Here is a 24,265-nt window from a genome sequence, read left to right as displayed (position 1 = left end):
AGCATGACCACCGCACGTATCGCAGAATTCTTCAAGACCCAGCGCCCCGAAGGCCCCTGCCTCGTTGTCGATCTCGACGTTGTTCGCGACAATTATCAGGCCTTCCGCCACGCGCTTCCCGACAGCTCGATCTATTATGCCGTCAAGGCCAATCCGGCACCTGAAATCCTGTCGCTGCTCGCCGATCTCGGCTCGAACTTCGACTGCGCCTCGGTTGTTGAGATCCAGATGGCCCTTGCCGCCGGAGCCGATGCGACCCGCATCTCCTACGGCAACACCATCAAGAAGGAGCGCGATATTGCCCGCGCTTACGAGCTTGGCGTCAATCTCTTTGCTGTCGACTGCCACGAGGAAGTTGAGAAGATCGCCCGCGCCGCGCCCGGCGCCCGCGTTTTCTGCCGCGTTCTGACCGATGGTGAAGGCGCTGAATGGCCGCTGTCGCGCAAGTTCGGCTGCGTTCCGCCGATGGCGGTCGACGTGCTGGTCTATGCCCATCAGCTGGGTCTGGAAAGCTACGGCGTTTCCTTCCATGTCGGCTCGCAGATGACCAAGCTCGATGCCTGGGACGTTGCGCTCGGCGATGCCAAGCGCGTCTTCGCGCAGCTGGCCAAGCAGGGCATCTATCTCAAGATGGTCAATATGGGCGGCGGCTTCCCGACCAAGTATCTGCGTGATGTTCCTTCCGCAGAAGCCTATGGCAAGGCGATCTTCGCGGCTCTGACCCGTCATTTTGGCAACCAGATCCCGAAGACCATCATCGAGCCCGGCCGCGGCATGGTCGGCAATGCCGGCGTGGTCAAGGCAGAGGTTGTTCTGGTGTCGAAGAAGTCGGATGACGATCAGCACCGATGGATCTTCCTCGATATCGGCAAGTTCGGCGGTCTCGCCGAAACCATGGACGAAGCGATCCGCTATCCGATCCGCACGGAACGCGACGCCGATGAGATGGAGCCCTGCGTCATTGCCGGTCCGACCTGCGACAGCGCCGATGTTCTTTATGAAAAGAACATGTATCCGCTGCCGATCACGCTGACGGTGGGTGACGAGGTTCTGATCGAAGGCACGGGCGCCTATACCACGACCTATGCCTCGGTTGCCTTCAACGGTTTCGAGCCGCTGAAGTCCTACGTGATCTGATATGGCTGGTCCGCGGCAAGCGGGCCCGGTCTTTCCAGCACAATTCGTCATGATGCGCGGCTATTGCGGCCGCGCTCGTTTCGCCACGCAGCGGTCACGGCCTGCTGCGCTCATTTCAGTCCTTCGCATGCCTATTGGGGGACAACGACATGACCGACGTCATTGGTGAAATCCGCGCGCTGTTTGCCGCACCGTCCTTTGTTATCGAAACGGAAAGCCCGCGTGATGTCGCGGTTCGCGAGAACCTGCTCGACCGCGCCATGGGGGAAAATCGCAGGAAGAAGTCTTCGGAAAAGATCCGTCGCGGCCGCCTGCCGGCCGAAGGCCTTGCCCTTGTTGCCCGTGACGAGAACGGCCTTGTCGTCGGAACCGTTCGGCTCTGGCATATCGATGCCGGCGTCTCGGCCGGGGGAAACGGCGTTCCGGCCCTGCTCCTGGGGCCGCTGGCGGTCGATCCGCGGGCCGAAGGCAAGGGGATCGGCGCGGCACTGATGCGCGCGGCCATCAAGGCGGCGGAGAAGCGTGGTCATGGCGCCATCCTGCTGGTGGGCGATCCGGAATATTACGAGCGCTTCGGTTTCTCCGCAGCCAAGGCACAGCATCTTGTCATGCCTGGACCGTTTGAGCGTCGCCGGTTTCTCGGCCTCGAGCTGAAGTGCGACTGGTTGACGGGGGCCGCCGGTGTCATCGTGCCGACCGGTGCCAGGATCCGGGCTGTCAAGCTGCGTCGCGCCGCCTGACGATCGCTGTCCGCAGGACATCTGTTTGCGGGCCGGGCAGAAACCGGCAAAGAAAAAGCCCTCATGGCGAACCGTGAGGGCTTTTCGTACAGGGCCTGCCTGACAGGGGGTCGTCCATCAGCGCCGATGCGACGGCTCGATCAGCGTGGCTTGCGCCGGTCGCTGACGGGCTGATAGGCCAGCTTGGCATGGTAGCTGCAATAAGGCGAGTTTTCAGGTGCCTCGCAGCCGCAGAAATAGAAGTCGTCCTGGGTCGGATCGCCGACCGGCCATTTGCAGGTGCGTTCCGTCAGTTCGGTCAGCGCGATGCGGCGCATGATCGGCACGACAACATTCTTGCGGTCGACCTGCGTCTGGATCTCGGCGACCGTTTCCAGCTCAACCTCCTGCTTCAGCGCGGTCGCGCCTGCCGTGCGCGGTGCCTGCTGGGCCGCAATGCTGGCGCTTGCCTGTGCCGAAGTGGTCGTACCGGAACGGGTTGATGCGCGGCTGGCAAAATTGGGCGCGCGCGGCGGCGTTGTATTGGCCTTGCTGGCGCGCGTCGGCTGTGCCGGCGCCGGGGCACCGCTCTTGGCGCGGCCCGGAAGGCTCAGGCGATGTACCTTGCCGATCACGGCATTACGGCTGACGCCGCCCAGCTGGGCTGCGATCTGGCTGGCACTCAGCCCTTCGGACCAGAGTTGTTTGAGTTTTTCAACACGCTCGTCTGTCCAGCTCATATAGTCCTCTCCGCGATTTGCGGGCGGAATCCCACAGCGTGCTCCGCGGAAGAAGTCCGTGAAACAGGAAACTGGGGGCTACTCGGGTAAAAAGATCCGCCGCTTGCAGTCGTTGTGGGCTTTAAAGTAGGCTCGTGGCGCAAGCGTGGCAAGGTTGGGCCGAATCACGATGATTCGTTTTTGCAGTTTTCCCCAACTTGCTTGGTCAAGGGCGTAAATGCAAAAGATTCAGCATTCATCCGTTATGGTCGCGTTTTGTTGACATGACGGGCGAAAAAGCCAATATAGAGACGCCGCCCGCAAAGGCGGCATTTTTACTTTTTGGAGCGGGCGCAATCTGTCACTCCGCTCCTGTCCTCGCCGGGAGTTCGCAATAATGTCGAAGGCTTCGCCTCTCTATAATACTTTTGCTCGCATTCCGCTCAATTTCGAGCGCGGCGAGGGTGTCTGGCTTATCACCGACACGGGCGAGCGATATCTCGATTTTGCAGCCGGCATTGCTGTCAATTCGCTGGGCCATGCACATCCGCACCTGGTTGAGGCATTGAAGAGCCAGGCTGAAAAGCTCTGGCACCTGTCGAACCTCTACACCGTTTCCGGACAGGAGACGCTGGCTGGACGGCTGACCCGGGCGACCTTTGCCGATCGGGTTTTCTTTGCCAATTCCGGCGCCGAGGCGATTGAATGCGCGATCAAGACGGCGCGCCGCTATCACTATGCCAAGGGGCACCCGGAAAAGATCGACATCGTCACCTTTGAGGGTGCCTTCCACGGCCGGACGCTGGCAACGATCGCCGCTGGCGGTCAGGCCAAATATATGGAAGGCTTCGGGCCGAAGGCACCGGGCTTCAAGCAGATCAAGGTCGGTGACATGGAAGCCCTGAAGGCAGCAGTCACCGAAGAGACCGCCGCGTTCCTGATCGAGCCGGTCCAGGGTGAGGGCGGCATCAAGCCGATCGACAAGGCATTCCTGAAGAGCCTGCGTGATCTTGCCGACGCGCATGATATTTTGTTGATGTTCGATGAGGTTCAGTGCGGCATCGGCCGTACCGGCACGCTGTTTGCCTATGAGCAGACGGGCGTGACGCCCGATGTCATGGCGATCGCCAAGGGCATTGGCGGCGGGTTTCCGCTGGCTGCCTGTCTTGCAACCGAAAATGCGGCTTCCGGCATGGTGCCGGGTGTTCACGGCACGACCTTTGGCGGCAATCCGCTGGCCATGGCTGTCGGCAATGCGGTTCTGGATGTCGTGCTGGCCGATGGCTTCCTCGCGCATGTGCGCGAGATGGGACTGTTGTTCCAGCAGGGTCTGGCGGCGATCAAGGATCGCTACCCGGATGTGATCGATGAAATTCGCGGCGAAGGTCTGATGCTTGGTGTCAGGGCCAGGGTGCCTGCTGGCGAACTGAACGCCGCCATGCGCGATCAACGTCTCCTGTCGGTTCCCGCCGGCGATAATGTGGTGCGTCTTCTGCCGCCTCTGACTGTAACAGCAGAGGACGTGCGCGAGGGGCTGGCGCGCCTGGAAAAGGCGGCCGGGACCGTGCATGCCGCGCATGCTTCGCCCCAGCACGCAGAGTGAACAAGGATAAGGAATCCATGGCTGAGCCAAGACATTTTCTCGACCTTTCGGCTGTGTCGAAAGCCACGCTGCGCGACATTCTCGATGATGCCGCCACGCGCAAGGCACGCCAGAAGGCGGGCACCGCCGACAAGCCGCTTGACGGCAAGGTTCTGGCGATGATCTTCGAGAAACCCTCGACGCGAACCCGCGTTTCCTTCGATGTCGGCATGCGCCAGCTTGGCGGCGAAACGCTGGTTCTCTCGGGCAAGGACATGCAGCTTGGCCGCGCAGAGACCATTGGCGACACCGCTCAGGTTCTCTCGCGCTATGTCGATGCCATCATGATCCGCACCACCGATCATGCCCGCCTGCTGGAACTGGCCGAATATGCCACCGTGCCGGTGATCAACGGGCTGACCGATGCGACCCATCCCTGCCAGATCATGGCCGATCTGCAGACCTTCGAGGAACATCGCGGCCCGGTGGCCGGCAAGACCCTGGCCTGGACCGGCGATGGCAATAATGTGCTTCACTCGCTGGTCGAAGGGGCGGCGCGCTTCTCCTACAGGATGAACATTGCCGTGCCGAAGGGATCGGAGCCGGAACAGCGCTTCATCGACTGGGCGCGTGCGGAAGGGGCCGAGATCAACATCTTCGAAAGCGCCGACGAGGCGGTGAAGGGTGTCGATTGCGTGATCACCGATACCTGGGTGTCGATGAACCAGGAGCACAAGGCCCGCGGCCATAATGTATTCCAGCCTTATCAGGTCAATCAGACGCTGATGGAAAAGGCTTCGCCCGACGCGCTGTTCATGCATTGCCTGCCGGCCCATCGCGGTGAGGAAGTCACGGATGAGGTGATCGACGGCAAGCAGTCTGTCGTGTTCGATGAGGCGGAGAACCGTCTCCATGCGCAGAAATCCGTTCTGGCCTGGTGCCTCGGCGCTTTCTGAGGCGGATACGGACTGTCAACGGCATCGTGCAGAGCGGTGGTTTCAAAACCGCAACCGACACATTACATAGGGGGCAATTCAAGACCCCCGACATTTCGGGCTGACCGGTTGCTGCCGGTTTGACCGGGCCTCAGGCTGCGGTTGAACGGATGGTGATCCTGTGTCAGCCTTTCTCCACCAAGGAGCGTGAACACATGCAAGATATTGAAAGCCAGCTCGGCGAACTTGGCTTCGCCGGCGACGACATGGTTGTTCCGTTTCAGGTCGATGCACTGGATGTGCGCGGCCGCACGGTTCAGCTTGGGCCTCTGCTCGACACGATGCTGTCCCGCCACGACTATCCGGAGCCGGTCGCACGGCTGCTGGCAGAGATGGTGGTGCTGACGGCGCTGATCGGGACATCGTTGAAATTCAGCGGCAAATTTACCGCCCAGACCAAGAGCGATGGTCCGGTTGATCTGCTGGTGGCCGATTTTTCGACCCCGGATGCGCTGCGCGCCTATGCCCGGTTCGATGAGGACAAGCTGGCAGCTTCTGTCGTTGCTGGTGAAACCGCGCCGGAACAGCTGCTCGGCAAGGGGTTTCTGGCGCTGACCATCGATCAGGGCAATTTCATGCAGCCCTATCAGGGTATCGTCGAACTGGATGGCCGTTCGCTTGATGAGATTGCCACCGGCTATTTCCGCCAGTCGGAACAGATCCCGACCACGGTGAAGCTCGGCGTCGCCAAGCTTTTCGCGCGTGACGGTGATCAGACCCGCGAGACCTGGCGCGCCGGCGGGCTGGTTGCCCAGTTTCTGCCGGAAGAGCCGGAGCGGATGCGTCAGCCCGATCTGCATGGCGGCGATGGCGATGACGGACAGTTCTCGCATGATCCGGACGATGCCTGGACGGAAGCCAGCACGCTTGTCGAGACCATTGATGTCGATGAGCTGACCGACCCGGCCGTTGGTGCCGAGCGGCTGCTCTACCGGCTGTTTCACGAACGCGGCGTCACGGTTTATCCGGCACAGGCCGTTTATGATCGCTGCAGCTGCTCGCGCGGGCGCATTCTTGATGTCCTGAAAGGCTTTTCGGCCGAGGAGATCACCGAAAGCACGACGGATGGCAAGGTTACGGTCACCTGCGAGTTCTGCTCGACCAGCTATGAATATACGCCCGACGAGATCATGAACGCGATCAAGGCATGAGATCGAACCCGCTGGTTTGATTATAGTTGAATTGCATCGCCGCGCTCAGTATGTCTGATATCATTACAGGTACGGAGATAAGGAGCGCGGCGCTTGCCTTTCAAGAAACATGGCGTTCACGGATTGGGGTCCGAGGGCTTTTGTGCGCTCAGGCGTTCCAGGCGTCATGCGGCCGGCGAAGATCCGGTCAAGCGCGCGCAGATCTTGAAAGGGGCGCAGCGGGTCTTTCTCCGTGTTGGCTTCGACGCTGCCAGCATGAATGACATCACCCGGGAGGCGGGCGTCTCCAAGGGCACGATCTATGTCTATTTCGAGAACAAGGAAATCCTGTTCCGCACCATGATCCTGGAGCGGAAACAGCAGATTTTCGCCGATCTTCGGACCGCGCTCGAGACAGAGGGCGATACGCAGACCATCCTGCATCGCTTTGCCGTGTCGCTGGCCGAGGGGCTGACGCGAGAGGATACGATCCGGGCGATGCGCATAGCGATTGGCGTTGCCGATCGCTTTCCGCATCTGGTGCGCGCCTTTTTCGGCGATACGCCGGAAAATCTGATTGTCTCGCTCTCAGCCTATATCCGCACCCGCATCGATGCCGGCGATCTTGAGATCGAGGATATCGATATTGCCGCCAAGCAGTTTCTTGAACTCTGCAGCGGCCACATGTGGAAGATGCGGCTGTTCGGACTTCTGGAGGAAGAACCGCCGGCCTGTGAGATCAATGCCATGGCAACGCGGGCCGTTCACATGTTCATGACCTGCTACGCCACGCGGCCCGCCCGCTGAGCGGCCGCCCTGCCAAGGCCGGTCAGTGCCCGCCACCGCCGGCCGTCGCGCCCGGCTTGCGCACGAAGATGATGCAGATCGTGAGAATGGCAAACAGCACCGTCAACGCCGTGAACACATCGATGAAGGCCAGAAGCCAGGCCTGCTGCGACACGGTTTCATAGAGCTTGTAGATCGCAGCCAGTTCACCGTTCAGCCCATAGGCATCATAATTGTTCTGAAGCGTGGCCAGCCATTCCTTGGTGGCCGGCAGGGCCGCATTCACGCTCTCGGCGAGACGGTCATAGTGGAAATCATCGCGGCTGGTCAGCATGGTATTGATCAGCGCCAGGCCGACGGCGCCACCGAGATTACGCGTCAGATTGAACAGGCCGGAGGCATTTTTCACCTCTGACGGCTGCAGCGTGCCAAGGGCGATATTGGACACCGGTACCATGCACAGCATCAGTGCCATGCCACGCCAAACCTGCGGCCAGAACAATTCGTAATAGTCCCAGTCGGCGGTGATATGCATCATCTGCCAGGTGGAAAAGGCAAACATGCCGAGCCCGACCGCCATGATGGCGCGGACGTCGAATTTCTGCGTCAATATCCCGACAAAGGGGGCTGTCAGCATCATCGAGATACCGGAGACGAACATGGTCTCGCCGATCATCAGCGCGTCATAGCCGCGAATGCGGGCCATATAGAGCGGGAAGAGATAGACGAGGCCGTAAAGACCGATGCCGATCGAGAATGAGAAGATCGAGCCGATGGCAAAATTCATGTTGCCGAAGGCCTTGAGGTCAACCACCGGAAATTTCGAGGTGAAGGCGCGGATGAAGAAGAGCACGCCGCCGATCGACATGGCGAGAAAGGCGTAGATGATTTCCTCGCTCTGGAACCAGTTCTTGGTGTTGCCTTCCTCGAGGAAATATTCGAGCGAGCCGAGAAAGACCGCCATGGCGATCATGCCCCACCAGTCGAAGCGCTTCATCAGCGAGAATTCCGGCTTGTCGAAATCGATCAGCATCCAGGAAAAGATGGTGACGAGAATGCCGGGCACGACATTGATGAGAAACAGCCAGTGCCAGGACATGGCGTCGACAAGATAGCCGCCAACGGTCGGTCCGATGGTCGGCGCCAGCGTTGCCACAAGGCCGACGATCGGAATGACTGCGGCGCGCTGGCGTTCGGGAAAGGCGGTGAAGGCAACCGAGAAGACCGCCGGTACCATGCCGCCGGACATGAAGCCCTGCAGCGCACGGTAGATGATCATCTGGTCGATATTGGTGGCGGTGGCGCATAGCGCCGAGCAGACGGTGAAGGCGGCGGCGGAGACAGAAAAGATGATCCGTGTCGAAAAGATCCGGCCAAGCACGCCGGATAGCGGGATCATGATCACTTCGGCGATCAGATAGGATGTCTGTACCCAGGCGATCTGATCGGCACTGGCCGAAATGCCGGCCTGGATATCGGTGAGTGCGGAAGCGACGATCTGGATATCGAGGATCGCCATGAACATGCCGAAGGCCATGACGATAAAGGCCACAACGCTGCGTGCGGTGACCTTCGGCTCGTCAGCCGGCGAAGCGCTGCCATCCATCGTCGCTGTATCTGCCATGATCTGCTCTTCCAGTTCAGCTGGTGGCCTGCGGTTAGGGGGCTGGTTTGTCGAATTTTACGGCCGGGTGATCAGCGTCCGGCCGTTTCTCCAAGCGTGCCATGCGGCGCGGTGCGGCTGTCGGCCTCGACGATCACCGAAAGGCCGGCCTTCAGGAAGTCGCGATCGAGCACATCATCAGGAATGGAAATGCGGACCGGAATACGCTGAACCACCTTGGTGAAGTTGCCCGTGGCATTCTGCGGCGGCAGAAGCGCGAATACGGAACCGGTTGCCGGCGACAGGCTTACCACCGTTCCCGTGAAATCATGGGCTTCGAAGGCGTCAACCCGGACCTTCACCTTGGCGCCGATGCCGAGCTTGTCGATCTCGGTTTCCTTGAAATTGGCAACGATATAGAGCTGGTGGGTCGGTACCAGTGAGCCGAGGCGCGAACCGGTGGAGACAAGATCGCCGAGCTGAACGCTCTTGTTGCCGAAAACGCCATCAAAGGGCGCGCGGATTTCGGTGAAACCGAGATTGCGCTTGGCCAGGTCGACACTTAGCTGCAATTCCTTCAGCGCGGCTTGCTGCTGGGCCAGCTGCGCCTGATAGGTGTTGATGCTGGCCTTGGCCACGGCCACGGCGGCATTGGCGGCGTCCACCTTGGCTTTCAGCTGATCAAGGGCGGAGCGCGCATCATCGAAAGCGGCGACGGTGGCTGCACCCTTTTCCTTCAGCGTCGTCGCGCGGGTCAGCGCGGTCTTGGCATTGTCGATCTGCGGGTCGAGCGCGTTGCGATTGGCTTCTGCCTGCTGCAGCGAGGCTTTCGCGCCTTCAATCTGCGCCTGGGTCGCCTGCATGGAGACCTGCTGCGCATTGAGCTGCGCCTCCGCCTGGGACAGCGCATTCTTGTAGTCGCCATCGTCGATCTTCACCAGAAGATCGCCCTTCTTGACCTGCTGGTTGTTGCTGACGGGGACTTCGACCACATAGCCGGAAACCTTCGGCGCCATGACGGCGATATCGCCCTCGATAAAGGCATCATCGGTGGAGACGATGAAGCGCCCGTTGGTCCACCAGTTCCAGCCAAACCATACAGCACCGCCGAGAATGGCAAGGCCGATGACTGCAAAGACGACTTTTCGCGCACCGCCGCCCTTCGCAGCCGCGGGTTTGGCTTCCGTCTTCATGTTTTCGTCATTGCCGGCAGGATTGTCCATGATGAGAGGTCTTTCCGGAGTGCAGCCGCCTGAGCGGATCAAAAACGATGTGGTGAAATTCATTTCGAACCGTCGGGTTCGATTTACCTTGCCTGCTATCGCGCGCCTTGGCAGATGTGTCAAGTCACCTGACCAAATTCACCTGCATGGTACATATGCAAAGCACACTTGGCTTGCGGAAAGCAGCCGGGCTGGCGGGTGCTGCCGCTTCTGCCGGCCGGCATTGCCGATATTGATCGAAAGCCCCCGGTTTTGGCCGCTTTTCGGGCCTTGGCCTTGACGTTGACGGTTGAATGTGGCCTAAGGCTGGCCAGTGAAACTCCGCAAAATTGCGCGGTGAAAACCGAGGCGCGGAGCTTTCGACAGCAACCAGAAACCGCACGGCCGGGCCGCAACCGAGAACCGCCAGAATGGGCGGATCGGAGCCTGACCGGAAGCATGGACAGATCCAAGATGAGTGAAACCGGCCCACGCCTGCGCATTGCGCCATCGCCCACCGGCGAACCGCATGTCGGCACAGCCTATACGGCGCTTTTCAACTACCTCTTCGCCAAGAAGACAGGAGGCACTTTCATCCTGCGCATCGAGGATACGGACGCAACCCGTTCGACCCCCGAATTCGAGGAAAAAGTGCTTGAAGCGCTCAAATGGTGCGGGCTGGAATGGGCGGAAGGCCCGGATGTCGGCGGGCCCTATGGCCCCTATCGCCAGTCCGATCGCAAGGATATCTACAAGCCCTTCGTCGACAAGCTGGTCGAAAACGGCCATGCCTTCCACTGCTTCTGCACGCCCGAGCGGCTGGAGCTGATGCGTGCCGGCCAGCGTGCCGAAGGCAAGGCGCCGAAATATGACGGGCTCTGCATGCATCTGAAGGCCGAGGAAGTGAAGGCCCGTATCGATGCCGGCGAACCGCATGTCGTGCGCATGAAGGTGCCCACCGAAGGCTCCTGCAAGTTCACCGACGGCGTCTATGGCGATGTCGAGATCCCGTGGGATGCCGTCGACATGCAGGTTCTGCTGAAGGCAGATGGCATGCCGACCTATCACATGGCCAATGTGGTGGACGATCATCTGATGAAGATCACCCATGTGGCGCGCGGCGAGGAATGGCTGGCCTCGGTGCCGAAACATATCCTGATCTATCAGTATCTCGGGCTTGAGCCGCCGACCTTCTTCCATCTGCCGCTGATGAAGAATCCCGACCGCACCAAGCTGTCGAAGCGCAAGAATCCGACCTCGATCTCCTATTATTCGGCGCTTGGCTATCTTCCGGAAGCGCTGATGAACTTCCTCGGCCTGTTCTTCATCCAGATCTCCGAAGGCGAGGAGATGATGGATATGGATGAGCTGATCGCGAAGTTCGACACGGACAACCTCAACAAGTCCGGTGCCGTTTTCGATACGCAGAAGCTCGACTGGCTGAACGGCCGCTGGCTGCGTGAAAAACTTTCGGAAGATGATTTCATCCTGCGCGTTGCCCGCTGGGCGGCGGAAAATGAGCGGATGAAAAAGGGGCTGACGCTGTCGCAGAGCCGCATTTCCAAGCTTGGCGAGCTGCCGTCGCTGATGGGCTTTTTGCTGCAGTCGGATCTGGTCCCCGCCGAGGCCGCCTTTGCCGGCATCAAGAAGACCAATCCGGAAGAAATTCTCGATATTCTGCGGACGGTCCAGCCGGCGCTTGAAAAGCTGGTCGAGTGGAATATGGACAATGTCGAAGCCTGCCTGCGCCAGGTTGCCGATGATATGGGCAAGAAGCTGAGAACGGTGGTTGCGCCGCTCTTTGTCGCCATGTCGGGTACATCGCGCTCGCTGCCGCTTTTCGACAGCATGGAAATTCTCGGACGTGCCGTCGTTCGCCAGCGGCTGAAGGTCGCCGAACAGGTCGTGGCCGGCATGGTTGCCGCAAGCGCGGAGAAGTAAGATGAGTGACAAGACTGAAACAGCTGCCCTTTCCTCCGACGCGACGGAAGTGCGCGCCCAGAAGCTGGCATTGCTGCGCGAAAAGATCGGTGACGTCTATCCGGCCCATTTCCATCGCAGCATCACCAATCAGGAACTGGCTGAGAAATACGCCGATCTCGCTGACGATACGGAAACCGACGATATCGTCACCGTCGCCGGCCGTGTGCATTCGATGCGCAATTCCGGCATGTTCATCGACCTGCGCGATGCGTCGGGCAAGATCCAGATCTTCTGCCACAAGGATGTGACGCCGGAAGAAACGCGCGCGCTGCTGCCGCTGATCGATCTGGCCGATATCATCGGCGTGACCGGCGTGGTGCGCCGCACCAAGCGCGGTGAGCTGACCATCAATGCCCGTGAGATCACCATGCTCACCAAGGCGCTTCTGCCGATGCCGGAGAAGTATCACGGTCTGTCAGATATCGAGACACGTTATCGCAAGCGCTACCTCGACATCATGAGCAATGAGGAATCGAAGCTGCGTTTCGTCCAGCGTTCGAAAATCATTTCCGGTATCCGGCGGTTCCTCGAAGGCGAGGGCTTCATGGAAGTCGAAACGCCGATGCTGCAGTCGATCTATGGCGGGGCCACGGCTGACCCGTTCAAGACGCACCACAATGCGCTTGATATCGACATGTATCTGCGCATCGCGCCGGAGCTCTATCTGAAGCGCGTTCTGGTGTCGGGGCTTACCGACAAGGTGTTCGAGGTCAACCGCAATTTCCGCAATGAAGGCGTTTCGACCCGGCACAATCCCGAATTCACGATGATGGAATGCTATTGGGCCTATGCCGATTACGAGGACATGATGGGCATTGTCGAACGCATGTTCGAAACGCTTGCCATCACGCTCTATGGCAAGACCGATCTTGAATTCACCGACAAGGTGATCGATTTCAAGGGCCCGTTCCGCCGCGTGCCGATGCCGGATGCAGTCAAGCAGGCAACGGGTATCGATTTCCTTGCGATCAAGACCGATGAAGAGGCGCGCGCTGCCGCCAAGGCGGCCGGTTTCGAGGTCGAGAAGGACTGGACCTGGGGCGAATGCCTCTCCTTCATCTTCGAAGAGAAGGTGGAAGCGACGCTGATCCAGCCCTCGCATGTCACCCATTTCCCGAAGGATATTTCGCCCTTCGCCAAGGAAGTGCCGGGCGAGCCGCGTCTGGTCGAGCGCTTCGAGACCTATGTCAATGGCTGGGAACTGGGCAATGCCTTTTCCGAGCTCAACGACCCGGTTGAACAGCGCCGCCGCATGGTCGAGCAGCTGGAACAGGCCCATGCCCGTGGCGAGCTTGAAAAGCAGCTGGATGATGACTTCCTTGACGCCATGGATCACGGCATGCCGCCGGCCGGTGGCCTCGGCATTGGCGTCGACCGGCTGATCATGCTTTTGACCAATGGTCCGTCGATCCGCGATGTCATCCTGTTCCCGGCGCGGCGCCAGAAGGACTGACGTTTTCTGACGCACGCGTAAACGCATTCAAGGCCCGGGCGGGAGACCGTCCGGGCCTTTTGACGTCCTGATCCCTTGGCTCAGCGTGTGGTGCCCGCAAGCGTTGCTTCGAGCGTTTCCCGGTCCATCGGCACGCAATAGGCCGGGCGGCCGCGCTCGAAGCGCCAGCCTTCGGCAAGCAGGCCGGCATCGACCGTGTCGAAACCGAACTGATCATAGAGCGTGGCGACGAGCGCCTTGGCCGCGGCATCGTCGCCGCAAAGCGGCAGTGCATTGCGGCCGGGGGCACCCGATGCCATGCCATTCGTTTCGAGATCGACCATGCGGATGGCGTTGAAGGCCTTGACGAGCCGGGCCTTTGGCAGATGTGCGGCAATCATTTCGCTGGTCGTCGTTTCGCCCCGGTCGAGCGCGGCGATATGGCCGTCGCGCTCGAAATAGTAATTGGCCGCGTCGATGACGATCCTGCCGTCGAAAAGCTGAGGATCGAGCGTCGCATAGGCCGGCAGCGGAATGGCGATGACGACGATATCGCCGAAGGCGATCGCTTCCGCGATCGTGCCGGTGGCGCACTGAAGCGCCGCGCGCTGGCTGAACAGGGTCTGCGGCCCGCGCGAATTGCTGAGCATGACGTCGTGGCCGACGGCAATCGCTTTCTGGGCAACGACACGGCCGACAAAACCGGCGCCAATGATACCAATCTTCATGGAGGTGATCCGTCTGTGGTTGAAGCTGGCTTCTTGTAATTGACAACAAATAGGCGATAAATACACAATAATGAACATCACTGAAAACCAAATGGATGGTAATCATGGATCGTCTCACCAGCATGTCGGTCTTCGTCAAGACCGTCGATCTCGGCTCCTTCGCCGCTGCGGCCGGTGCACTCGGCATTTCGGCGCAGATGGTGGCGAAGCATGTCGTGTTGCTGGAGGACCGGCTTGGAACGACGCTTCTGAACCGGACGACGCGGCGGCAGAACCTGACGGAGATTGGCCGCGCCTATTACGAGCGCTGCCGTTTCATCCTTGCGGAGGCGGAAGCGGCGGAAAGCCTGGCGCTTGACATGCGGCGCCATCCGAAGGGGCTCCTCCGGGTCAACGCGCCCAAGACATTCGGCTGCTTCAGCCTCGCGCCCTTCGTCACCGACTATCTGCGGCGGTTTCCCGACATGGAGATCGAACTCAGCCTAGATGACCGGTTCGTCGATCCGCTGGAGGAGGATTACGAGGTTCTCGTGCGGATCGGGCCCGTGGACAATGCCGCGCTGACCGTCCATCCGCTTGAGCCCTACAGGCTGATCGCCTGCGCGGCGCCTTCCTATCTTAAAGACCATGGCGAACCGGGTTCACCGGCCGACCTTGCCGGGCATGAATGCCTGATCTACGGCCGCAACATCGTGCCGCAGGTCTGTGAATGGAAATTTGCCACTGCCGGGCGATGGGAGAAGGTGCCGGTCCGGGGGCGGCTGATGAGCAATGACTGGCGCGTTCTGCTCGGTGCCGCCACGGCAGGCGCCGGCATCGTACTCGGGCCGGCCAACATCCTTGAGGACGCGCTCGCGGCCGGCCGCCTCAGACGCATCCTGAGCGATTACGAGGGACCGAGCCGGCCGATGTCGGTCGCCTATGTTTCCGGGCGCCGGCCGACCGCGAAGATCCGCAGTTTCGTCGAAGCCATCGTCGCCGCCTTCGGGCCGGATCGGCGTATGACGAGCGGATAGCAAGGGTCCCGGACGGCAATGCGTCCGGGCGCTTTTCCGCTCACACCATCGCGCCGTTGACGCGCAGAACCTGACCGGAGACATAGCGGCTTTCCTCCGAAACCAGAAAGGCTACGACCTCGGCAATGTCGGCGGGCTCGCCGAAACGGCCGGCCGGGATCAGGGATTTGAGGCGTGCCAGCAGTTCCTCGCTCTTGCCTTCGAGGAAGAGATCGGTCGCGACCGGGCCGGGGGCGACGGCGTTCACCGTGATGCCGCGGGGGCCAAGTTCCTTGGCGGCAATCTGGGTCATGGTTTCAACCGCGGCCTTGGTGGCAGCGTAGACGCCATAGGCCGGCAGCTTGGTGCCGACGACGCTGGTGGAGAAGTTGATGATCCGGCCCTGATCGGCAAGGCGGTTTGCCGCCTCGCGGATGCCGCGGAAGGTGCCGCCGAGATTGATCGCCACCTGCTGTTCGTAGCTCGCATCATCGACGGCGCCAAGCGGTGCGAGTTTCATGATGCCGCCATTGTTGACGAGAATATCGACCGTGCCGAAATGCTGTTCGGCAGCGTCGAACAGCGTTTTCATGCCGTCGGCAGCGCCGATATCGGCCTTCACCGCAACCGCCTTGCCGCCGGCCTTTTCGATGTCGGCGACGACCTGAAGTGCCGGGCCCTCGCTTGCGGCGTAGTTGACGATGATGCTCATGCCGGCGCGGCCGAGCCGGCGGGCGATTTCCGCACCGATGCCGCGCGAGGAACCAGTAATGATCGCTGTCTTTGTCATGGGAGTGTCCTTTCCTGTTGGTGACAAGATAAGCCGTTCCGTCCGGCAAACAATCTCCGCGGAATTGACATCATAATTCGTCTGTGATGAACAATGGCGATGGACCGTCTTGACCGCATGCAGCTTTTCGTCCGGGTGGTGGAGCGTGGCAGCTTTTCCGCCGCCGCCCATGATCTCGGCCTTGCCCGCTCCACCGCGACCGAGGCGATCAAGGTGCTGGAGGCCGATCTTGGTGTCCGGCTGTTGGAGCGCACCACGCGCCATGTCACCACCACGCTGGACGGCCGCGCCTTCTATCAGCGCTGCCTGTCAATCCTTTCCGAGGTCGATGAGGCGGAGAATGCCTTTCGCGATCACACCCCTCGCGGCCTGTTGCGGATCGAGGCGCACCCGCTGCTGACGCAGACCTTCATTCTGCCGGGCCTGCCGGCGTTTCTCGCAGGCTATCCGGAGCTTTTCATTCATTTCGGTCAGGGAGACCGCTATGTTGATCTGGTACGGGAAGGGGTGGACCTGGCGATCCGCGCCGGCGAGCTGGATGACAGCGGCCTGATTGCCCGCAGGCTGGGCGCGCTGTCGGAGATCACCTGCGCCAGCCCGGCCTATCTCGCCGTCCACGGAAAGCCGGAACGGATCGAGGATCTCGACGGACATCTTGCCGTCGGTTTTGTCTCATCGCGCAGCGGTGAGGTCATGCCGCTGGAGTTTGCGGTTGGCGGCAAAACCCGGCCTGTCCGGCTCGCAACGCGGGTGACGGCCAATAATTCCGACACGATGGCGGAGCTTGCCCGTCTCGGCTTTGGCCTGGTTCAGGCACCGCGCTATCGCTTTTCAGAGGATCTCGCTGCCGGACGGCTGGTGGAGGTGCTGCCGGATTTTCCGCCGCCGCCGACGCCGCTGACGGCGGTCTATCCGCAAAACCGGCAGATGACGCCGCGATTGCGGGTGTTTCTCGACTGGCTCGCCGGGGTGTTGACGGCGTCCGATCTCAGCTAGCCAGCCCGTCGCGGACCGGAGCATGATCATTTGGTCATCTTTCTTGCTCTTTGAGCATCAAACGCCCACATAAATTGCGGTTCATCACGAATGGGAGGGCGTTATGAAAGAACTCAGCAACAAGGTCGCGATCATAACCGGCGGGTCCGGCGGCATCGGACTGGCAACGGCTAAACGTTTTGTCGAAGAAGGTGCGCAGGTCCTGCTGGTTGATCTGGAAAAGGCCGCACTGGAACAGGCGGTGGCCGATATCGGGCCGCAGGCGTCCTTCTTGGTCGCCGATGTCACCGATCCGGCGCAGTCGGAGGCCTATGTGGCGGCCGCGGTCGAGGTCTATGGCCGATTGGATATTCTCGTTGCCAATGCGGGTATCGAGGGCGTCGTCCAGCCGCTGACCGATTATCCGATTGCCATGTTCGACAAGGTTCTGGCCGTCAATGTGCGCGGCATCTTCCTCGGACTGAAATATGCGTTTCCGGAGCTGAAAAAGACCAAAGGCAACGTTGTGATCATGTCTTCCGTCGCCGGTCTTGGCGGAACGCCGGATGTCTCGGCCTATGTCACCAGCAAACATGCGCTGGTCGGGCTGATGCGCACCGCAGCGCTTGAGGGCGCGCGCGACGGCATCCGCGTCAATTCCATCCATCCTTCGCCGGTCGAGACGCGGATGATGCGTTCGCTTGAGGAGGGCTTTGCGCCCGGAGCCGGAGGCGAGGCCAAGAAAGGCTTCGCGACGGCCATTCCGCTCCAGCGCTATGCCGAGCCGGATGAGATTGCCGATGCTGTGGTCTATCTGGCAAGCGACAAAGCCAGGTTCGTCACCGGCGTCCGCCTGCCTGTCGATGGCGGCATGACAGCGGATTGATAGCCGCCTGAGGCCCGTTTTGCGGCTTGCAATCTCCCCCCCTCAAGGGGGAGATTGCGGGCAATCGCTGCTGTATGACGATGCCCGGCAAATCCGGCGGGCGGCAGGCCTCACAATGTCGGCCAGTTGACCGTCGGGCCGCGCCAGTCTTCATAGGCTCTGGCAAGCGCCATGACCGTCAGATCATCGAAACGGGGCGCGACGATCTGCAGGCCGATCGGCATGCCGCTTTTCGAAAAGCCGCAATTGATCGAAGCGGCCGGCTGCTCGCCCATGTTCCATGGCATGGTGAAGGCAATATGCTCGAAGGGCTTTTGCGGATCATTGGTGGGTGAGGCCCAGTCGGCCGGGTAGGAGACATTCGGGTTGACCGGCGAAAGCACCACGTCGACCGTCTGGAACACGGCCGCGCAGGCCGTGCGCATGGCCATGGTCGCATCAAAGCCCTTGACCACGTCGACCGGATCGGCGTTACCGCCGGTTTTGGCCCATTCAAAGATATAGGGCAGGATCGTCTTGCGCTTTTCCGGCGTCAGCTTCAGCATCGAGCCCCAGAAACGGGCGCGCCAGAACACATCCAGCCCGTCCAGCCATTCGCGCGTCAGCACCGGCGGAATTTCCACCACTTCGGCGCCCTCCGCCTCGAAGCGCTTCGCTGCGGCAATCACCGCCTCCTTGACTTCCGGCTCGGCATCAATGCCGCAACCGGCATCCAGCATCAGGCCGATCTTCAGGCCTTTGACATTGGCGGGGGCGACATCCCAGTCGAGATTTTCATATTTCACCGAGGTCGCATCGCGCCAGTCCGGTTTTGTGATCGTCGGCATCACCATGACGGCATCATCGACGGTGCGGGTCATCGGTCCGGCGCAGCGGCCGGTATAATAGGGATCGATCGGAATGCGCCCCAGCGTCGGCTTGAAGCCGAACAGGCCGGTCCAGCCTGCGGGCAGACGCACCGAGCCGCCAATATCCGTGCCGATATGCAAAGGGCCGAAACCGGCTGCACCCGCAGCTGCAGCACCAGCCGAGGAACCGCCCGGATTTTGCGTCAGATCCCACGGATTGCGGCTTAGGTGATGGAAGGTCGAAAGGCCGGAAGACAGCATGCCGTAATCGGGACAGGTGGTCTTGGCGAAGATGATCGCGCCGTCTTCCTTCAGCCGTGCTGCGGTCGGCGCATCCTCTTTGGCAGGTGTCATCTCGGATGCGGCGGTTCCCATGGGGATCGGGTCGCCCTTGGTGGCGATCAGTTCCTTGACCGTGACGGGAACACCGTCGAGCGGGCCGATGGTCTCGCCCTTGTGCCAGCGTTTCGTCGAGGCTTCAGCCGCCTTCAGCGCTTCTTCCGGCTTGAAGGCATAGAGTGCGCAAACCTTCGGTTCAACCTGTTCGACGCGGGCAATCAGCCAGCGCATATAGTCCGAGGGGCTCGCTTCGCCGCTTCCATAGGCATCAAGAAGCGCGCGCGTATTCAGGTCTGAAAAATCGGTCATATCGGAAATTCTTGTTTTCGGGGGGCAATGATCAGGCGACAGGGAGAAGGCAGGTTCACGATGGCGGCGGCTCGCCCGCCATGCGCTTCTTGCGGCCGATCTCACGCAGGGTGGGCTCGGCCGAGAGCAGTTTTTTCGTGTAGGCCTCGCGCGGATTGTCGAGCACATCGCGCACCTGGCCATATTCCACCAGCTTTCCGGCCTGCATCACCGCAACGCGGTCGCAGATCTCGTCGACAACGCCGATATTATGGGTGATGAACAGGACCGAAATGCCGTGGCTCTTGCGCATGTCGAGGATCAGTTTCAGGATCTGCGCCTGCACGGTGAGGTCAAGCGCGGAGGTTGCCTCGTCGGCCACCAGCAGCTTCGGCCTTGTGATCAGCGCCCGGGCGATGGCAATGCGCTGGCGCTGGCCACCGGAAAACTCATGCGGGTATTTGTCCATATCGGCCGCGGCAAGGCCGACCTCTTCGAGAAGCTTGCCGACGCGTTCGCGTCTTGCCTTGCCGGTGGGTGCGTTCTTTTCCAGATAGAGCGGTTCGGCGATGATCCGGCCGACCCGGTGGCGCGGATCAAGCGAGCCATAGGGATCCTGGAACACCATCTGAAAATGGGCGCGCATGCGCCGCAGCTTCTCGGCCGGAAGCGCAAACAGGTCCTCGCCGGAGAAGAGAACATTGCCGGCAGTCGGCCTGTCAAGCGCCATGACAATGCGCGCAAGGGTCGATTTGCCTGAGCCGGATTCCCCGACAATGCCGAGGATCTGGCCTTCTTCGAGGCTGAGCGAAACATTGTCGACCGCCTTGACCACGCCGCCGCCAAGGCCGAATTCGCGGGTCAGATTGTGGATTTCGAGCAGCTTGATCATGCGCCGTCTCCCGGCCTGTCGGAGAGGAAGCCGGCACGCGCCCGGCGCGGCAGGGCGGACAGAAGTTTGCGGGTATAATCATGGCCCGGCTGACGCAGGACCCGTTCGGTCTCGCCCTGTTCCATCTCGTCGCCGCGATACATCACAAGTGTCCGGTCGGCGATGCGGGCAATCACGCCGAGATCGTGCGAAATCAGGATCAGCGCAATCCCGAGCTCGGTGACGAGATCGTCGAGAATGTCGAGGATTTCCGCCTGCACCGTCACGTCGAGTGCGGTTGTCGGCTCATCGGCAATCAGCAGGTCGGGTTTCAGCGCCAGTGCAATGGCAATGCCGACGCGCTGGCGCTGGCCGCCCGACATTTCATGCGGGTAGGAGTTGATCCGCCGCTTCGCCTCGGGGATCTGCACCATATCCAGAAGCCTGAGCGCTTCGGCCTGCGCCTCGGATGCCGAAATCGCCTTGTGCAACCTCAGCCCCTCGGCAATCTGGGTGCCGACCTTCATCGCCGGGTTCAGGGCGGTCATCGGCTCCTGAAAGATCATGCCGATCTTCGAGCCACGCAGACGGCAGAGCTGCTTCTCGGAGCATTTCAGCAGATCCTCGCCGTTGAACAGGATCTCGCCGGTGGCGGTTGCCGTCTTTGGCAGAAGGCCGATCGTGGCGAGCGACAGCACCGATTTGCCGGAGCCGGATTCCCCGACAATGCCGAGTGTCTGGCCCTTGTCGAGGGCAAGTGAGATACCATGGACAACTTCGGTTGCCGGGCCGCTCTGGTTCCTGAACGCAACCTTCAGATTGTTGATTTCAAGCATCATGTCGCCTGCCTCCGTCGCGGGTCCGTCAGATCACGCAGGCCGTCGCCCAGAAGGTTGAGGCCGAGCACGGCGATGCAGATGGCAAGGCCAGGCGCCAGCACCATATGCGGCGCGATCGAGAGATAGGTCTGGGCATCGGCCAGCATCCGGCCCCAGGAGGGGGTCGGCGGGGCGACGCCAAGGCCGAGGAAGGAGAGACCGGCCTCGGTCAGAATGCCGAGACCGGTCTGGATTGCCACCTGCACGATAATCTGAGCGGCAATATTCGGGATCACATGTTCAAGCGTGATCCGCGTCTGGCCCTTGCCGGCCATGCGGGCGGCAAGGATGTAGTCGCGGGCCCAGATCTGCAGGGCTGCGCCGCGGGTGATGCGGGCGAAAACCGGGATCATGAACAGCGCAATGGCGACAATGGTGGTGACCGGGCCGCCGCCGAGGATGGCTGCCAGAAGAATGGCGGACAGCACGGGCGGGAATGCGAACAGCACATCATTGACGCGCATGATCAGCGCCTCGAATTTGCCGCGCCGCGCCGCAGCCGTGACACCAAGCGCGGTGCCGATCGAGCCGCCGATGAAGATCGCCGAAAAGGCGATGCCGAGCGAGGTCCAGGCACCGGCCATGATCATCGAAGCCTCGTCGCGGCCGAAATGATCGGCGCCGAGAAGACCACCGGGGCCGGGGCCCTTCAGCCGGTTGACGATATTGATCGCGGTCGGATCCACCGGCGTCCAGAAACGGCTGGTGATCGCGGCGATGACGAGCAAAGCGGTGATGATGCCGCCGATGATGAGAGACCAGGGAATACGCTTCATTTGCGGGTCCTCAGACGCGGATCCAGCACTGTGTAAAGCGCATCGACCAGAAAATTGATGCCCATGACGATGGCAGCGAAGAACAGAACCACATTCTGGATCACCACCAGATCGCGCTGGGCGAGTGCCTGATAGGCAAGGGTTCCCATGCCGGGCAGGGTGAAGACGTTTTCAACCAGCACGGCGCCGGCAATCAGCACCGAGATCTGCATGCCGAGCATGGTGACGACCGGGATCAGCGCATTGGGCACGACATGGCGCCACAGCGCATGCGACGGCGTTGCCCCCTTGGCGCGCGCGGTGCGGACGAAATCCTCATTGGTGATCTCGATCACTGCGGCGCGGGTGACCCGGGTCAGAACCGCGGCCTGGGGAATGGCAAGTGCCACGGATGGCAGGATCAGTGCCTTCAGTGCCGGCCAGAACCCGGCCTCCCAGCCGGGAAAACCACCGGCAGGCAGAAAGCCGAAGGTCAGGGCGATGCCGAGGATCAGCAACAGGCCGATCCAGAAATTGGGAACCGCAATGCCGATCTGGGCAAAGAGCGAGGCGAACATATCGACGATGCCACCCGGACGGGACGCGGCAATCACACCAAGCGGCAGCGAAATTGCCACGGAGAGCACGACGGCAAGGCCGGTCAGCGGCAGGGTCACCATCAGCCGTTCGGCGATCAGATGGGCGACAGGTGTGTGATAGGTATAGCTGTCGCCGAGATTGCCGTGGAGGATACCGGACAGCCATTCGACATAGCGGACCAGAAAAGGCTGATCGAGGCCAAGCTGGGCGCGAAGGGCTGCCAGCGTGTCAGGTGCCGCGGATGTTCCGAGCATGATTTCCGCCGGATCGCCCGGAACGGCCTCCATGATCAGAAAAATGACAAAGGAAATCACCAGCAGGGTGAGGATCAGCCCTGCAAGCGATCTGGCGATATGCTGCATCGGTCGAAAGTTCCTTGCGGGCGCGTTGCCGCTCTGATCAGGCAAAACAGATATGTGCCTGCGCTTGTTTCAGGCCCGGCCGCGTCACGCGCGGTATTTCGGGCCGGTCTGCCGCCCGCATCTCTTGGTTCTTTCGATGCGGGCGGCCTGATCATGGTTTATTCGCTCCAGTAGGCGTCGGTGACGTCGTTGGAGGGCACCGGTTCGTTGACCCACAAGCCGTTGAGACCGACCTTCCAGACGCCGATCTTCGGCCAGGCATAGAGAAACAGCGCCGGAACATCATTGGCGAGGATTTCCTCGGCCTTCTCATATGCAGCGATGCGCTCATCCTCGGTCTTGGCAGCGGCAACCGAGGCCATGGTCGCGTCAAAGTCCGGGTTGTTGTAGTTGAAGTAGTAGGGGTGACGGCTGTAAATGCCGATATCGAGCGGCTCGGCATGGCCGATAATGGTCATGTCGTAATTGGTGTCCTTGAACACGTCCTGGATCCACTTGGCCGGGAATTCCGAGCTTTCGATGTTCATCGTCACGCCAATCTGCGCGAAATAGGCCTGCATGATTTCAGCAGCGCGTTCGGCATAGGCCCGGTTCGGCACCTTCATGGTGAAGGTGAAGCCGTTCGGATAGCCGGCTTCGGCGAGCAGTGCCTTGGCCTTGGCCGGGTCATAGGGCAGAACGCCGGTCAGGTCCTCATAGCCGGCATCCGACGGCGAGAAATGGCTGCCGATCGGCGTGCCATAGCCGGAATTGGTGGCATCGATAATGGCCTGACGGTCGATCGCCATCATCAGCGCCTGACGCACCTTGACGTCGGAGAAGGGCTTTTCGGCATTGTTCATGCCGGCGACCACTTCCATGCCGGTCGCGCCGATCTCGACGCTGAAATCGGCGTTCTTCTTGAACTGATCGACAAGTTCCGGCGCGCCGAATTCCGGAATGGCGTCAACACCGCCGGAGGTCAGTGCCGCGGCCTGGGCCTGCGGATCGGCGATGAAGCGGAAGGTCACCTTGTCGAGCTTCGGCGCATCACCCCAGTAATTCGGGTTCTTGACCAGAGTGACCTCGTTGCCCTTCTTCCAGTCGGAGAATTCGAACGGGCCGGTGCCGACCGGCTTGGTGGTGTTGGTATCGACGCTGTCGGGCGAAACCATCACGGCAGCGGGGAAGCCGAGCCAGTAGAGAAGGTCGGCGGACGGGGCGGAGAGATGCAGCACCAGCGTGCTCTCATCCGGGGCGTCGGTGCTCTCGATCGCCTTGTAAAGCGCCTTCTGGCCATTGACGCTGTCGGGTGCGATGATGCGGTCGATGGTGAACTTGGCGGTATCGGCATTGAAGGCCGAACCGTCCTGGAAGGTCACGCCGTCACGCAGATGGAAGGTATAGGTCAGGCCATCGTCGGAAATATCCCAGCTGGATGCCAGCTCCGGCTCGATCTTGCCTTCCTCGTCGACCTTGACGAGGCCCTCGAACAGGTTCTGCCAGACCACCTGACCAATGGCGACAGGCGATGCGATGGTCGGATCGAGACCTGAGGGTTCAATGCTCATGCCGAGAACGAGATCGGTGCGCGCTTCGGCGAAGGCTGTGCCGGCGGTCGCAAGGCCGATCAGGGCGGTCGCTGCCATAAGCGAACGGAAATGACGTGTCATGAAAACGGGG

General features: G+C 61.0%; 22 protein-coding genes. 11 read left to right on the top strand and 11 right to left on the bottom strand.

The window, feature by feature from the left end; all coding sequences use genetic code 11:
• Nucleotides 1–3 precede the first annotated feature (3 nt).
• Nucleotides 4–1,137 (top strand): ornithine/lysine decarboxylase, encoded by a 1,134-nt coding sequence (gene odc2, locus HCK86_RS13585; RefSeq protein WP_176085019.1) that lies wholly within the window; start codon nucleotides 4–6, stop codon nucleotides 1,135–1,137.
• Between the two features lie 149 nt (nucleotides 1,138–1,286).
• Nucleotides 1,287–1,877, top strand: a complete 591-nt coding sequence (locus HCK86_RS13580) for an N-acetyltransferase (protein ID WP_176085018.1) — start codon at nucleotides 1,287–1,289, stop codon at nucleotides 1,875–1,877.
• 140 nt (nucleotides 1,878–2,017) lie between these two features.
• Here the strand turns inward: HCK86_RS13580 and HCK86_RS13575 are convergent, their stop codons facing one another.
• Nucleotides 2,018–2,596, bottom strand: a complete 579-nt coding sequence (locus tag HCK86_RS13575) for a GcrA family cell cycle regulator (RefSeq protein ID WP_176085017.1) — start codon at nucleotides 2,594–2,596, stop codon at nucleotides 2,018–2,020.
• A gap of 376 nt (nucleotides 2,597–2,972) precedes the next feature.
• Between HCK86_RS13575 and HCK86_RS13570 the strand changes: the two genes are divergently transcribed.
• The 4 genes from HCK86_RS13570 (at nucleotide 2,973) to HCK86_RS13555 (ending at nucleotide 7,089) form a co-directional block, all read left to right on the top strand.
• A complete protein-coding gene (locus HCK86_RS13570) occupies nucleotides 2,973–4,178 on the top strand; it encodes an aspartate aminotransferase family protein (RefSeq protein WP_176085016.1) in 1,206 nt (401 codons plus the stop codon).
• 17 nt (nucleotides 4,179–4,195) lie between these two features.
• Nucleotides 4,196–5,113 (top strand): ornithine carbamoyltransferase, encoded by a 918-nt coding sequence (argF, locus tag HCK86_RS13565; RefSeq protein WP_176085015.1) that lies wholly within the window; start codon nucleotides 4,196–4,198, stop codon nucleotides 5,111–5,113.
• Between the two features lie 194 nt (nucleotides 5,114–5,307).
• Complete coding sequence (locus HCK86_RS13560) at nucleotides 5,308–6,303, top strand: Hsp33 family molecular chaperone (RefSeq protein ID WP_176085014.1); 996 nt, start codon at nucleotides 5,308–5,310, stop codon at nucleotides 6,301–6,303.
• Nucleotides 6,304–6,396: 93 nt separating this feature from the next.
• On the top strand, nucleotides 6,397–7,089 hold the full coding sequence (locus HCK86_RS13555) for a TetR/AcrR family transcriptional regulator (RefSeq protein ID WP_246739599.1): 693 nt from the start codon (nucleotides 6,397–6,399) through the stop codon (nucleotides 7,087–7,089).
• A gap of 22 nt (nucleotides 7,090–7,111) precedes the next feature.
• Here HCK86_RS13555 and HCK86_RS13550 read toward each other — a convergent pair whose 3' ends face one another.
• Nucleotides 7,112–8,692 carry a DHA2 family efflux MFS transporter permease subunit gene (locus HCK86_RS13550; protein WP_176085013.1) on the bottom strand — a complete coding sequence of 527 codons (1,581 nt, stop codon included), beginning with the start codon at nucleotides 8,690–8,692 and terminating at the stop codon, nucleotides 7,112–7,114.
• 71 nt (nucleotides 8,693–8,763) lie between these two features.
• Nucleotides 8,764–9,894, bottom strand: coding sequence for an HlyD family secretion protein (locus HCK86_RS13545; protein WP_246739598.1), 1,131 nt, complete (start codon nucleotides 9,892–9,894; stop codon nucleotides 8,764–8,766).
• A gap of 453 nt (nucleotides 9,895–10,347) precedes the next feature.
• Here HCK86_RS13545 and gltX point away from each other — a divergent pair, with 453 nt between their 5' ends.
• Together gltX and lysS are read left to right on the top strand one after the other, a co-directional pair.
• A complete protein-coding gene (gene gltX / locus HCK86_RS13540; protein ID WP_176085012.1) occupies nucleotides 10,348–11,814 on the top strand; it encodes a glutamate--tRNA ligase in 1,467 nt (488 codons plus the stop codon).
• A gap of 1 nt (nucleotide 11,815) precedes the next feature.
• Complete coding sequence (lysS, locus tag HCK86_RS13535; protein ID WP_176085011.1) at nucleotides 11,816–13,309, top strand: lysine--tRNA ligase; 1,494 nt, start codon at nucleotides 11,816–11,818, stop codon at nucleotides 13,307–13,309.
• 80 nt (nucleotides 13,310–13,389) lie between these two features.
• On the opposite strand, the gene HCK86_RS13530 is transcribed toward lysS, so the two are convergent.
• Entirely contained in the window at nucleotides 13,390–14,094 is a 705-nt protein-coding gene (locus HCK86_RS13530) for an NAD(P)-binding domain-containing protein (protein WP_176085010.1), read from the bottom strand.
• 26 nt (nucleotides 14,095–14,120) lie between these two features.
• Here HCK86_RS13530 and HCK86_RS13525 point away from each other — a divergent pair, with 26 nt between their 5' ends.
• Entirely contained in the window at nucleotides 14,121–15,032 is a 912-nt protein-coding gene (locus HCK86_RS13525; RefSeq protein WP_176085009.1) for a LysR family transcriptional regulator, read from the top strand.
• Nucleotides 15,033–15,072: 40 nt separating this feature from the next.
• Here HCK86_RS13525 and HCK86_RS13520 read toward each other — a convergent pair whose 3' ends face one another.
• Entirely contained in the window at nucleotides 15,073–15,801 is a 729-nt protein-coding gene (locus tag HCK86_RS13520) for an SDR family oxidoreductase (protein WP_176085008.1), read from the bottom strand.
• Between the two features lie 99 nt (nucleotides 15,802–15,900).
• On the opposite strand from HCK86_RS13520, the gene HCK86_RS13515 reads away from it, so the two are divergent.
• Both HCK86_RS13515 and HCK86_RS13510 read left to right on the top strand, forming a co-directional pair.
• Nucleotides 15,901–16,797, top strand: a complete 897-nt coding sequence (locus HCK86_RS13515; RefSeq protein WP_176085007.1) for a LysR family transcriptional regulator — start codon at nucleotides 15,901–15,903, stop codon at nucleotides 16,795–16,797.
• Between the two features lie 103 nt (nucleotides 16,798–16,900).
• Nucleotides 16,901–17,662, top strand: a complete 762-nt coding sequence (locus tag HCK86_RS13510; RefSeq protein ID WP_176085006.1) for an SDR family oxidoreductase — start codon at nucleotides 16,901–16,903, stop codon at nucleotides 17,660–17,662.
• 110 nt (nucleotides 17,663–17,772) lie between these two features.
• Here the strand turns inward: HCK86_RS13510 and HCK86_RS13505 are convergent, their stop codons facing one another.
• The 6 genes from HCK86_RS13505 to HCK86_RS13480 form a co-directional block, all read right to left on the bottom strand.
• Nucleotides 17,773–19,158, bottom strand: coding sequence for an amidase (locus HCK86_RS13505; protein WP_176085005.1), 1,386 nt, complete (start codon nucleotides 19,156–19,158; stop codon nucleotides 17,773–17,775).
• A gap of 55 nt (nucleotides 19,159–19,213) precedes the next feature.
• Nucleotides 19,214–20,029, bottom strand: a complete 816-nt coding sequence (locus HCK86_RS13500) for an ABC transporter ATP-binding protein (RefSeq protein ID WP_176085004.1) — start codon at nucleotides 20,027–20,029, stop codon at nucleotides 19,214–19,216.
• Nucleotides 20,026–20,847, bottom strand: a complete 822-nt coding sequence (locus HCK86_RS13495) for an ABC transporter ATP-binding protein (protein ID WP_176085003.1) — start codon at nucleotides 20,845–20,847, stop codon at nucleotides 20,026–20,028. The genes HCK86_RS13500 and HCK86_RS13495 overlap by 4 nt, the downstream gene beginning before the upstream one ends.
• Nucleotides 20,844–21,662 carry an ABC transporter permease gene (locus tag HCK86_RS13490; protein WP_176085002.1) on the bottom strand — a complete coding sequence of 273 codons (819 nt, stop codon included), beginning with the start codon at nucleotides 21,660–21,662 and terminating at the stop codon, nucleotides 20,844–20,846. The genes HCK86_RS13495 and HCK86_RS13490 overlap by 4 nt, the downstream gene beginning before the upstream one ends.
• Nucleotides 21,659–22,603, bottom strand: a complete 945-nt coding sequence (locus HCK86_RS13485; RefSeq protein ID WP_176085001.1) for an ABC transporter permease — start codon at nucleotides 22,601–22,603, stop codon at nucleotides 21,659–21,661. The genes HCK86_RS13490 and HCK86_RS13485 overlap by 4 nt, the downstream gene beginning before the upstream one ends.
• Before the next feature lie 158 nt (nucleotides 22,604–22,761).
• Nucleotides 22,762–24,231, bottom strand: a complete 1,470-nt coding sequence (locus HCK86_RS13480) for an ABC transporter substrate-binding protein (RefSeq protein WP_246739613.1) — start codon at nucleotides 24,229–24,231, stop codon at nucleotides 22,762–22,764.
• Nucleotides 24,232–24,265 lie beyond the last annotated feature (34 nt).

The sequence above is a fragment of the Martelella sp. HB161492 genome (assembly GCF_013184775.1).
GTDB lineage: Bacteria > Pseudomonadota > Alphaproteobacteria > Rhizobiales > Rhizobiaceae > Martelella.
The sequence above is the reverse complement of the archived record's forward strand: the minus strand, read 5'-3'. Positions and strand labels throughout refer to the sequence as shown.